The sequence below is a fragment of the Streptomyces sp. NPDC005799 genome (assembly GCF_040630525.1).
Lineage (GTDB): Bacteria > Actinomycetota > Actinomycetes > Streptomycetales > Streptomycetaceae > Streptomyces > Streptomyces griseorubiginosus_B.
This window is the reverse complement of sequence record NZ_JBEXXQ010000001.1, coordinates 385,697-397,873: the sequence shown is the minus strand read 5'-3', so window position 1 is coordinate 397,873 and position 12,177 is coordinate 385,697. Positions and strand designations below refer to the sequence as shown.

Genomic DNA, 12,177 nt, shown 5'->3' with positions numbered 1-12,177 from the left:
ACAGCCCCTGCCGCCCCGGCTGACCGTGCCTACCCGGGGGCCAACCCCCGGACCCCCGGCAGCCCACTCAGCCCGCGTCAGCGGCCATTGAACGCATCCTTCAACCGCGAGAACAGCCCCTGCCGCCCCGGCTGACCGTGCCTACCCGGGGGCCAACCCCCGGACCCCCGGCAGCCCACTCAGCCCGCGTCAGCGGCCATTGAACGCGTCCTTCAACCGCGAGAACAGCCCCTGCTGCCCCGGCTGGAACTGGCCCTGGGGCCGTTCCTCACCGCGGAGCTTGGCCAGTTCGCGCAGGAGGCGTTCCTGTTCGGGGTCGAGCTTGGTGGGGGTCTGGACCTCGACGTGGACGATCAGGTCGCCCCGGCCGCCGCCGCGCAGATGCGTGACGCCCCGGCCGTGCAGCGGGATCGACTGGCCGGACTGGGTGCCGGGCCGGATGTCGACCTCCTCCACGCCGTCCAGCGTCTCCAGCGGCACCTTGGTGCCCAGCGACGCCGCCGTCATCGGGATCGTCACCGTGCAGTGCAGGTCGTCCCCGCGCCGCTGGAAGGTGCTGTGCGGCAGCTCGTGGATCTCGACGTACAGGTCACCGGCCGGGCCGCCGCCCGGGCCGACCTCGCCCTCGCCGGCGAGCTGGATCCGCGTGCCGTTGTCCACACCGGCCGGGATCTTCACCGTCAGCGTGCGGCGGGAGCGGATCCGGCCGTCACCGGCGCACTCCGGGCACGGCGTGGGCACGACCGTGCCGAAGCCCTGGCACTGGGGGCAGGGACGCGACGTCATGACCTGGCCCAGGAAGGACCGGGTCACCTGGGAGACCTCACCGCGGCCACGGCACATGTCACACGTCTGCGCGGTGGTGCCGGGGGCCGCCCCCTCGCCGTTGCAGGTGTTGCAGACGATCGCGGTGTCGACCTGGATGTCCTTCGTGGTGCCGAAGGCCGCCTCGTCGAGCTCGATCTCCAGCCGGATCATCGCGTCCTGGCCGCGCCGGGTGCGCGAGCGCGGGCCGCGCTGGGACGCCGTACCGAAGAACGCGTCCATGATGTCCGAGAAGTTCCCGAAGCCGCCCGCGCCGAAGCCGCCCGCGCCACCGCCGCCCGCCTGTGAGAGCGGGTCGCCGCCGAGGTCGTAGACCTGCTTCTTCTGCGGGTCCGAGAGCACCTCGTAAGCGGCGTTGATCTCCTTGAACCGCTCCTGGGTCTTCGGATCGGGGTTGACGTCCGGGTGCAGCTCGCGGGCGAGCCGCCGGAAGGCCTTCTTGATCTCTTCCTGCGACGCGTCGCGGCGCACGCCGAGAACGGCGTAGTAGTCCGTGGCCACTTACGACTCCGCCAGGATCTGTCCGACGTACCGTGCCACTGCGCGTACCGCTCCCATCGTTCCCGGGTAATCCATGCGGGTCGGTCCGACCACGCCGAGTTTGGCGACTGCCTCGCCGCCCGAACCGTAGCCGACCGAGACCACGGACGTGGAGTTGAGTCCCTCGTAGGCGTTCTCATGACCGATGCGTACGGTCATGCCCGAATCCCCTGCCTCTCCAAGCAACTTGAGGAGGACGACCTGCTCCTCCAGCGCCTCCAGGACGGGCCGGATGGTGAGGGGGAAGTCATGTCCGAAGCGGGTCAGATTGGCCGTTCCGCCGATCATCAGCCGCTCCTCGTTCTCCTCGACGAGCGTCTCCAGGAGGGTGGAGAGCACCGTCGCAACGGTACCCCGGTCCTCCACGTCGAAGCCCTCGGGCAGGTCCTCCACGAGACGCGGGACGTCCGTGAAGCGCCGTCCCGCGACCCGGCTGTTGAGCCGCGCCCGCAGGTCCGCGAGCGAGGCCTCGCCGAACGGCGCCGGGCAGTCGACCATGCGCTGCTCGACCCGGCCGGTGTCCGTGATCAGCACGAGCATCACGCGCGCGGGGGCGAGCGAGAGCAGCTCCACGTGCCGCACGGTCGAGCGGGTGAGCGAGGGGTACTGCACGACGGCGACCTGCCGGGTCAGCTGCGCGAGCAGCCGGACGGTCCGCGCCACGACGTCGTCGAGGTCGACGGCGCCGTCGAGGAAGTTCTGGATCGCGCGCCGCTCGGGGCCGCTCATCGGCTTGACGCCGGCGAGCTTGTCGACGAACAGGCGGTAGCCCTTGTCGGTGGGGATGCGCCCGGCGCTGGTGTGCGGCTGGGCGATGTACCCCTCGTCCTCCAGGGCGGCCATGTCGTTGCGGACCGTCGCCGGGGAGACGCCGAGGTTGTGCCGCTCGGTGAGGGCCTTCGACCCCACCGGCTCCTCGGTGCCGACGTAGTCCTGGACGATGGCGCGCAGCACCTGGAGCCGTCGTTCACTCAGCATGCGCACACCTCCAGAAGTCGTCCCCTAGCCACTTCGCCTGGCACTCTGTCCCGCCGAGTGCCAGCGTTCCCCGGCCCAGTGTACGGCTGTGGGGTACACCCAGGGCAAGGTCGGGCCCGGTTGAGAGGGTCGTACGGCCGGGCCCTGTCGCCGGATTCCCGTCGTTCGCCCGGAGGGCGGGCCCGGCGGCGTCTGCTGCGTGCGATCGCAAGGTCCGAATTGTCCTCGTGGCGGGGCCACGTGGACGGTTCGGCAACGCGGCTGGGGCTCCCCTCACGCCTTGCGGGCAGTGGGGGAGTGCGTGCCAGACGCCGCCGGGCAGGCGGGGATCCGGCGACAGGGCCTAGCGTCGCGGTATGACGGTGACTTGGGAAGAGCTGGGGTGGGAGCGGGTCGCGGCCGGGGTGGGGCGGTGCCGGCTGCCGGGGTGGGACTGCACGGCGGGGCTGGTCGTGGGGGCGGGCACGGCGCTGGTGATCGACGCCGGGTCGAGCCTGGCGGAGGGCGCGGAGCTGCGGACCCGGGCGGAGGCGCTGGCCGGTCGGCGTGTGACCCATCTCGCGCTCACGCATCCGCACTTCGACCACCTCCTCGGGGCCCCGGCCTTCGCGGGCGCGGAGGTGTACGGCGCGGTCGGCATCGACACGTGGTTCGAGGCCCGGCACGCGCGGGAGGAGCTGCTGGCGGACGCGGTGCGCAACGGGCTGGACGCGGAGGTGGCCGAGGAGGCCGTGACCGCCCTCGTGGCGCCCCGTCATCATGTCTCCGGCGAGTGCACCCTCGACCTGGGCGGGGGCCGGCAGGTGCTGCTGGCGAACGTGGGTCCGGGCCACACGGCCCACGACCTCGCGGTCCTGGTGCCCGGCTCGCCGGAGGTGGTCTTCTGCGGCGACCTGGTCGAGGAGTCCGGCGAACCGCAGGCGGGACCGGACGCCGTACCGTCGCACTGGCCGGCCGCCCTGGACCGGCTGCTGGCTCTCGGCGGCGAGGACGCGCTGTACGTGCCCGGTCACGGAGCGGTGGTGGACGCGGGGTTCGTACGGGCCCAACGGGACGCGCTGGCGGCGCGTTTCGGCGTGTCGCGGTGATCGCCGCCGCGCTTCTCCTATCGTCATCCGAATGCGCCAGTACTCCGCCGACCTGACCCCTCCCTGGAAGAAGCCGAAGCCCGTCCCGGAGGTCCCCGCGGAGCCCGGTCTGGTGGTGGAGGAGCCCGGCACCGGTTTCTGCGGGGCGGTGATCCGCTGCGAGGCCGGAACGGTGACCCTGGAGGACCGCTTCGGCAAGCACCGGGTGTTCCCGCTGGAGCCGCGGGGGTTCCTGCTGGAGGGCAGGGTGGTCACCCTGGTGCGCCCCTCCTCGGCCCCGGCACGCCCAACCCGCACGGCCTCCGGCTCGGTCGCCGTCCCGGGCGCACGCGCGCGTGTCGCCCGCGCCGGGCGCATCTACGTGGAGGGGCGGCACGACGCGGAACTGGTGGAGAAGGTCTGGGGCGACGACCTGCGGATCGAGGGCGTGGTCGTGGAGTACCTGGAGGGCGTGGACGACCTGCCGTCGATCGTGGCGGACTTCGCCCCCGGCCCGGACGCCCGGCTGGGCGTGCTGGTCGACCACCTGGTCCCGGGCACCAAGGAGTGGCGCATCGCTCAGGCGGTGACCAGCGAACACGCCCTGGTCGTCGGCCACCCGTACATCGACATCTGGGAGGCGGTGAAGCCGTCGGCCCTGGGCATCGATGCATGGCCGCGCGTCCCGCACGGCCAGGACTGGAAGACGGGCGTGTGCCGGGCGCTGGGGTGGCCCTCGGACAACACGGGGGCGGTGTGGCAGGCGATCCTGAAGCGGGTGGGCTCCTACAAGGACCTGGAACCGGAGCTGCTGGGGCGCGTGGAGGAACTGATCGACTTCGTCACGGGTAACGGTGGGGCCTGACGTCGGGGAACGTTCGGAATTCGGTGGTGTCCAGCTCCAGCCTCAGAGGCTCCAACCTGACCGGATCTCCGAACTTGATGATCTCCTGGCTGCGATGGTCGGCGTCCTCTCCCTGTCCTGCGGGCTTCGTCAGCAGGCCACACTGCGCCATGATCGGGTCGACGACGAGGTAGGCGGAGATCTTTCCCGCCGCGTAGACCGACCGCTTGACGACGTAGTCCTGATGGACGCTGGGGTTCGACACGACCTCGACCTGCGTCTGAAGGCGATCCCAGCGCTGCCGGGGAATCTGGTCCTGTACATCGGCAACGATCGTCCGCAGCGGTCATCTCCATGGCCTCCAGATCCGCCGCGTGTTGTCAGCGGCAGCCTACGAACCAGGCCAGGGACCGAACCCGCGTTCCGGGCCGATTCACGCGCCGGAGTGGTCAGTCCACCAGGTCCCTGACCACCGCGTCCGCCAGGAGCCGTCCACGCAGGGTGAGCACCGCACGGCCCTCGTCGTACGGACCCTGTTGAAGCAGCCCGTCCACCAGGGCACGGCGGGACGCGGCGAGGCCCTCCGGCCTCAGCAGATCCAGCGGAACACCCTCCCGCAGCCGCAGCTCCAGCAGGATCCGCTCCACCCGGCGGTCCTCGTCCGTCAGGAGTTCACGGCCGGCGCCCGGTGAGCGTCCCGCCGCCAGCGCCGCCGCGTACGCGCCGGGGTGCCTCACGTTCCACCAGCGCACCCCGCCGACGTGCGAGTGCGCGCCGGGACCCGCGCCCCACCAGTCGGCGCCGCGCCAGTACAGCTCGTTGTGCAGGCAGCGGGCCTCGGGAGCGGTCGCCCAGTTGGAGACCTCGTACCAGTCGAAGCCCGCCGCGGACAGGACGTCCTCCGCGATCAGGTACCGGTCCGCGTGGACGTCGTCGTCCGTCATCGGGACCTCGCCGCGGCGGATCCGGCGGGCGAGCTGCGTGCCCTCCTCGACGATCAGCGCGTACGCCGACACATGGTCCGGGCCCGCCCCGATCGCGGCCTCCAGGGAGGCCCGCCAGTCGTCGTCCGACTCCCCCGGGGTGCCGTAGATCAGGTCGAGGTTGACGTGCTCGAAGCCGGCCGCCCGGGCCTCCGCGACACAGGCCTCGGGGCGGCCGGGGGTGTGAGTGCGGTCCAGGACCTTCAGTACGTGCTGCTTCGCGCTCTGCATACCGAAGGAGACGCGGTTGAAGCCGCCCTCGCGCAGGGCGGCCAGATAGGCCGGGTCGACCGACTCCGGGTTCGCCTCCGTCGTGACCTCGGCGTCGGGCGCGAGGCCGAACTCGTCGCGGATCGCCGACAACATCCGTACGAGATCGTCCGCCGCCAGCAGCGTCGGCGTGCCGCCGCCGACGAAGACCGTGCGGACCGGGCGCGGGTCGCCGCCGAGGACCTTGCGGGCCAGGCGGATCTCGTCGACCAGGGTGTCCGTGTAGTTGTCCCGGGAGGCGAGGACACCGCCCGTGCCGCGCAGCTCGGTCGCGGTGTAGGTGTTGAAGTCGCAGTACCCGCAGCGGGTGGCACAGTACGGGACGTGCAGGTAGAAGCCGAGGGGGCGGTCGGCCGCCCCGGTGAGCGCGGAGGCGGGGAGCGCGCCGTCGGCGGGGACCGGCTCGCCGTCGGGGAGTGCGGAAGGCATACCCTCCATTGTCCCGTACCGCCGCGACTGCTCACTCCGCCTGCAGCACCAGCAGCGCCAGATCGTCCTCCGGCGGCCTGCCGCCGAACTCGTGCACCAGCCTCTTGATGCGCTCGGCGATCAGCTCCGCGCTCAGCCCCGCGCAGCCGGCCAGGGCGGTGGCGAGGCCGTCGGCGTCGTCGAACTGGCGGGAACCGGAGCGGCGCTCGGTGACGCCGTCGGTGACGCACAGCAGGGTGTCGCCGGGGCCGAGCTCGAAGGTCTCGCTGGTGTAGGTCTCGTCCTCGATGACGCCGAGCAGGGTCTGCGGACGGGCCGCCGCGCGGACGGTGCCGTCGGCGCCGAGCAGCAGCGGCAGGGGGTGGCCGGCGGAGGCGAGGGTGCAGCGGACGCCGTCGCCGACGGGGACCAGCTCGCCGTACAGGAGGGAGAGGAAGCGGGTCTGGGGGCCGTCGCCGGGGCCCGGTGGGCGACCGCTCGCGAGGGCGCGGGCCGCGGCGTCGGCGGCCTCCGTGGTGTCGTCGAGGAGCAGCTGGTTGAGGCGGTCGAGGACGTCGGCGACACGGTAGCCCTCGCGGGCCAGCAGCCGCAGCCAGGGCCGGGCGAGGCCGATGAGGACGGCGGCCTCGGGGCCCTTGCCCTGGACGTCGCCGACGGCGAAGCACCAGCGGCCGTCCCCGGCCGGGAAGACGTCGTAGAAGTCGCCGCTGGGGCCGCCCTTGTCGCAGGGTTCGTAGACGAGTGCGCTGCGTACGCCGGGGATCTCGGCGACGGCGACGGGCAGCAGGCCGCGCTGCAGGACCTGGCTGATGGTGGCCTGGCGGGCGTACTGGCGGGCCGTGCCGATGGCGAGGGCGACCCGGCGGCTGAGGTCCTCGACCAGGCCGGTGACCTCGTCGGGGAAGCGCGGCAGGCCGGAGCGGCCGATGACGAGGGTGCCGAGGGGGCGGCCGCCCGCGATCAGCCGGTAGGCGAGGGCGGTGCCGTGCGCCTCGCGCAGATCGAGCGCGCCACCGGGCCAGGGGTACGGAACTGGCCCGGACCGTAAACCGTCAGTCGGGCGCGGCGGATCCTTCTCCAGGGCCGCGCGGAGCTCCTCGATGCGGTTCTCGCTGCAGTGCCACACCCGGGCCAGCCTCGGCCCCACACCGGGGCCCGAGACGCCGTCGGCGTCCCAGCGGCCCATGGCCTCGTCCTCCGTCCACACCGCGCACCAGTCGGCGAGCCGCGGCACGATCAGCTGACCGGCGAGCGCGGCGACCAGGTTCTCGTCCAGCTGTCCGGCGAGCAGGTCGGAGGCCTCGGCGAGGAAGGACAGGGCACCCCGGCCCAGCCACTCCCGGTCGCGCTCGGCACGTCGGGGCTCGGGCGCGAGGATCTCGGCGACGCCGAGCCCGCGCTCCAGGGCCTCCCGGCCGGCGTACGCGGCGATCTCGTCGCCGGCCGTGTCGCTCTCGGCGGACAACCGCGCCCACACCGTCTTCGCGCCCCGGCGGTAGGTGACGCCCCAGGACTCGGCGAGCGCGGTGACCAGCCGCAGTCCGCGCCCGTGCTCCGGTGTCTCGTACGGTACTTCGGGCTCCGAGCCGCGCGGGGCACGGGAGGGGTGCTGGTCGCGGACCTCGACGACGAGCGCGCCGGTCGCCTCCTCCAGCCGGCACTCCACCTCGACGTCGGTGCCCGCGTACACGACGGCGTTGGTGACGAGTTCGCTGGTGACGAGGACGGCGTCGTCGGCGAGACGCTCGGTGAGGTGCTCGGTGCCGGGTCGTTCCTCCTCGGCCCACTTGGCGCAGGCGGCGCGCACCAGGGCCCGGGCGGCCCCGGGCGTGACGGCGCTTCCGGGCAGCGTGGCGTGCGTCCGCGCGCCGCCCCGCGCGCCGTCCGCGTCCTGGCGCGCCGGCGCATCGGAGGCATGGGAAGCCGTCTCCCGTTGCGTCGGAATGGCCCCCATGCCCTACTCCCCGAGCGGTTCGGACGAATACGCCTCAGTCGATGCGGACAGAGTGACAGACTGGCCACGCCCATAAGCGCCGAGTTACCGAAGTGGGCCGCCATGAGTGAGAACAGTGCTACGCCAGTGCTCGAAGACGGACAGAAACCGGAACAACTCCGAGCATCTGAGCTGCGCCCGCTGCTCGCGGCGATGACGGCCGCGCGGGACGGCGACTTCACGAAGGTCCCGGAGACCGGCCACGGCATGGTGGCCGAACTGACGGCGCTCTTCAATCAGATCATGGACCGCAGCACCCACTTCAACGTCGAAGTGCAGCGGGTGAAGCGGGAGTTGGTGCGTCATGGGCGGCTCGACGAGCGGCTCACGGCGAGCCCGGGGCAGGGCGCCTGGACCTCCCGCGTCAACGATGTGAACCAGGTGCTGGACGCCCTGGTGGCCCCGGCGGCGAACGCGACCCGGGTGCTGGACGCGGTGGCGGGCGGCGATCTGACCCAGCGGGTGGATCTGCACGACGGCAACCGGCAACTGCGGGGGGATCTGCGCAGGCTGGGGCGGGCCGTGAACAAGATGGTCGACCAGCTGTCGCTGTTCACCGGCGAGGTGACCCGGGTCGCGCGCGAGGTGGGCACGGAGGGGCGTCTGGGCGGGCGCGCCAAGGTGCAGGGTCTGTCGGGCAGTTGGCGGGACGTGACCGAAGCGGTCAACACCATGGCGTCCCGGCTGACCGCGCAGGTGCGGGACATCGCCCTGGTGACGACGGCGGTGGCGCGCGGCGACCTGACCCGTACGGTCACCGTCGAGGCGACCGGTGAGCTGCTCGAACTGAAGCTGACCGTGAACACGATGGTCGACCAGCTGTCCGCCTTCGCCGACGAGGTGACCAGGGTCGCCCGCGAGGTGGGCACCGAGGGGCAGTTGGGCGGCCGTGCTCAGGTGCGCGGGGTGAGCGGGGTCTGGAAGGATCTGACCGACAACGTCAACTTCATGGCCTCGAACCTGACGTCCCAGGTCCGCAACATCGCCCAGGTGACCACGGCGGTGGCCAACGGCGACCTCAGCCAGAAGATCACCGTCGACGCCCAGGGCGAGATCCTGGAGCTGAAGTCGACCATCAACACGATGGTGGACCAGCTCTCCGCCTTCGCCGACGAGGTCACGCGCGTGGCCCGCGAGGTCGGCACCGAGGGGAACCTGGGCGGGCGGGCTCAGGTGCGGGGCGTGTCGGGCGTCTGGAAGGACCTCACCGACAACGTCAATTTCATGGCGGACAACCTGACGTCGCAGGTCCGCAATATCGCTCTCGTCTCCACCGCCGTCGCCCAGGGCGATCTCGGCAAGAAGATCACGGTGGAGGCGAAGGGCGAGATCCTGGAGCTTAAGTCCACGATCAACACGATGGTGGACCAGCTCTCCGCCTTCGCCGACGAGGTCACCCGCGTCGCCCGCGAGGTCGGCACCGAGGGAAACCTCGGCGGTCAGGCTCAGGTGCGGGGCGTGTCGGGCGTCTGGAAGGACCTCACCGACAACGTCAACTTCATGGCCCTGAACCTGACCTCGCAGGTCCGCAACATCGCCCAGGTCACCACCGCCGTCGCCAACGGCGACCTCTCCAAGAAGATCACCGTCGACGCGCGCGGCGAGATCCTCGAACTCAAGGACACCGTCAACACGATGGTGGAGCAGCTGCGCGCCTTCGCCGACGAGGTCACCCGCGTGGCCCGGGAGGTCGGCACCGACGGACGGCTCGGCGGACGCGCCCAGGTACTGGGTGTCTCCGGTGTGTGGCGGGATCTGACCGACAACGTCAACTACATGGCCGACAACCTGACCTCCCAGGTGCGGAACATCGCCCAGGTCACCACCGCCGTCGCCAACGGCGACCTCTCCAAGAAGATCGACGTGGACGCGCGCGGCGAGATCCTGGAGCTCAAGACCGCCATCAACACCATGGTCGACACGCTGTCCTCGTTCTCCTCCGAGGTCACCCGGGTGGCCCGCGAGGTCGGTTCCGAGGGCCAACTCGGCGGCCAGGCACGGGTCGAGGGTGTGTACGGCACCTGGAAGCGCCTGACGACGAACGTGAACGAGCTCGCCCTGAACCTGACCACCCAGGTCCGGGCCATCGCCGAGGTCGCCTCCGCGGTGGCGCAGGGCGACATGTCCCGCTCGATCACGGTGGAGGCGCGCGGCGAGGTCGCCGAGCTGAAGGACAACATCAACCTGATGGTGGCCAACCTCCGTGAGACGACCCGCGCCAAGGACTGGCTGGAGTCGAACCTCGCCCGGCTCGCGGCCCTGATGCAGGGCCACCGGGACCTGATGGAGGTCGCCGACCTGATCCTGCGGGAGCTGACCCCGCTGGTGAACGCCCAGTACGGCGCGTTCTTCCTGGCCGATCCGGACGAGGACGGCTCATCCCTCCGCACAACCGTTCCCGCAAAGGGACTGGCGTTCATCGCGGGCTACGGCTCGGCGCAGGGCGCGACCGTGGAGACGGGCGGTCTGCCGGTGCACGGTCTGGTGCGCCAGGCGGCCCGGGAGAAGAAGCGGATCCTGGTCGAGGAGGCCCCGCCGGACTACATCAAGATCAACAGCGGTCTCGGTGAGGCGGCTCCCACCAGCGTCGTGATCATCCCGATCCTCTTCGAGGACAAGCTGCTCGGCGTGATCGAACTGGCCTCCTTCTCCCGCTTCTCCGACGTCCACCTGGCCTTCTTCGACCAGTTCGTGAACACCATCGGCGTCGCCATCAACACGATCATCGCCAACTCCCGCACGGAGTCCCTGCTGGGCGAGTCCCAGCGGCTCGCCATGCAGCTCCAGGAACGCTCCGACGAACTGCAGAAACAGCAGGCGGAGTTGCAGCGCTCGAACGCCGAACTGGAGGAGAAGGCGGCCCTGCTGGCCACCAGCTCCCAGTACAAGTCGGAGTTCCTGGCGAACATGTCGCACGAACTGCGCACACCGCTGAACTCCCTGCTGATCCTGGCGCGGCTGCTCTCGGACAACCCGGACGGCCATCTCTCCGACCAGGAGGTGCAGTTCGCGACGACGATCCACCGGTCGGGTTCGGATCTGCTGCAGCTGATCAACGACATCCTCGACCTGTCCAAGATCGAGGCCGGCCGGATGGACGTACGGCCGAAGAAGCTGCCGCTGATCAAGCTGCTCGACTACGTCCACGCCACCTTCCGCCCGCTCACCCTCGACCGGGGGCTCGCCTTCGAGGTGGCGGTCGGCGAGGACGTGCCGCGCGAGATGTACTCGGACGAGCAACGCCTCCAGCAGATCCTGCGCAACCTGCTCTCCAACGCGATCAAGTTCACCGCGACCGGCCGGGTCGAGCTGCGGGTGAGCCGGCTCAAGGACCCCGAGCACCGATGGGGGTCCCCCCGCTCGAGCGAAGCCGAGAGTGGGGGAGTCCAGGGCAGCGACGAGGTGATCGCCTTCGCCGTCAGCGACACCGGCATCGGCATCGCGGCGGAGAAACTCCCGGTGATCTTCGAGGCGTTCCAGCAGGCGGACGGCACCACCAACCGCAAGTACGGCGGCACGGGCCTCGGTCTGTCCATCAGCCGCGAGATCGCCGGCCTGCTGGGCGGTCGTATCGTCGCCGAGAGCGAGCCGGGGCAGGGCTCCACGTTCACGCTGTACGTCCCCGTCGTCAGCCCCGGTCACGCGGCGACCGGACCGGCGCCCGAGGACCGTACGCCGCCGGTGCAGGAGCAGCCCGCCGCCGAGCCGTTCACGGCCACGCACGACGTGGACGACTCCTGGCCGACGCCGACCAAGCTGGAGGCGTGGAAGGCCGGGCGGGCCGGTCAGGTGCTGCCGGGGCGGCGGGTGCTGATCGTCGACGACGACATCCGCAACGTCTTCGCGCTCACCCATGTCCTCGGCCGTGTCGGCATGCCCGTCCTCTACGCGGAGAACGGCCGCGAGGGCATCGAGACCCTGGAGCGCAACCCGGACGTCGAACTGGTCCTGATGGACATCATGATGCCGGAGATGGACGGCTACGAGACCATCGCCGCCATCCGCCGCACCCCGCGCTGGGCGGGTCTGCCGATCGTCGCGCTCACCGCGAAGGCGATGCCCGGCGACCGGGAGAAGTCCATCGCCCGGGGCGCCCACGACTACGTACCCAAGCCGGTGGACGTCGACCAGTTGCTGACGGTCGTCTGCGCGCTGCTGGATCCGGAGGGCGCGGGACACGCGGAACGGGCGGACACCGAGGAGGCGGCGGCGACGCCGGCGCCGGAAACCGAGTGAGGCACAGTCACC

At 71.3% G+C, this 12,177-nt stretch carries 7 protein-coding genes and 1 pseudogene; 3 read left to right on the top strand and 5 right to left on the bottom strand.

What is annotated here, in order from left to right; translation table 11 throughout:
- Positions 1-189 precede the first annotated feature (189 nt).
- Both dnaJ and hrcA read right to left on the bottom strand, forming a co-directional pair.
- A complete protein-coding gene (gene dnaJ / locus ABZ453_RS01690; RefSeq protein WP_359010458.1) occupies positions 190-1,326 on the bottom strand; it encodes a molecular chaperone DnaJ in 1,137 nt (378 codons plus the stop codon).
- Positions 1,327-2,343, bottom strand: coding sequence for a heat-inducible transcriptional repressor HrcA (gene hrcA, locus ABZ453_RS01685; protein WP_359010456.1), 1,017 nt, complete (start codon positions 2,341-2,343; stop codon positions 1,327-1,329).
- A gap of 356 nt (positions 2,344-2,699) precedes the next feature.
- Between hrcA and ABZ453_RS01680 the strand changes: the two genes are divergently transcribed.
- Together ABZ453_RS01680 and ABZ453_RS01675 are read left to right on the top strand one after the other, a co-directional pair.
- Positions 2,700-3,431 carry an MBL fold metallo-hydrolase gene (locus tag ABZ453_RS01680; RefSeq protein WP_359010454.1) on the top strand — a complete coding sequence of 244 codons (732 nt, stop codon included), beginning with the start codon at positions 2,700-2,702 and terminating at the stop codon, positions 3,429-3,431.
- Positions 3,432-3,462: 31 nt separating this feature from the next.
- Complete coding sequence (locus ABZ453_RS01675; RefSeq protein ID WP_359010452.1) at positions 3,463-4,275, top strand: DUF3097 domain-containing protein; 813 nt, start codon at positions 3,463-3,465, stop codon at positions 4,273-4,275.
- On the opposite strand, the pseudogene ABZ453_RS01670 reads toward ABZ453_RS01675, so the two are convergent.
- The 3 genes and pseudogenes from ABZ453_RS01670 to ABZ453_RS01660 form a co-directional block, all read right to left on the bottom strand.
- Positions 4,253-4,588, bottom strand: a pseudogene (locus ABZ453_RS01670) (Uma2 family endonuclease); the annotation flags it as partial. The gene ABZ453_RS01675 and the pseudogene ABZ453_RS01670 sit on opposite strands and share 23 nt — an antisense overlap.
- A gap of 115 nt (positions 4,589-4,703) precedes the next feature.
- Positions 4,704-5,936, bottom strand: coding sequence for a radical SAM family heme chaperone HemW (gene hemW / locus ABZ453_RS01665; RefSeq protein ID WP_359010450.1), 1,233 nt, complete (start codon positions 5,934-5,936; stop codon positions 4,704-4,706).
- 31 nt (positions 5,937-5,967) lie between these two features.
- Positions 5,968-7,890, bottom strand: coding sequence for an ATP-binding SpoIIE family protein phosphatase (locus ABZ453_RS01660; RefSeq protein WP_359010448.1), 1,923 nt, complete (start codon positions 7,888-7,890; stop codon positions 5,968-5,970).
- Positions 7,891-7,992: 102 nt separating this feature from the next.
- On the opposite strand from ABZ453_RS01660, the gene ABZ453_RS01655 reads away from it, so the two are divergent.
- Positions 7,993-12,165, top strand: a complete 4,173-nt coding sequence (locus tag ABZ453_RS01655) for a HAMP domain-containing protein (RefSeq protein ID WP_359010446.1) — start codon at positions 7,993-7,995, stop codon at positions 12,163-12,165.
- The last annotated feature ends 12 nt before the right edge of the window (positions 12,166-12,177 follow it).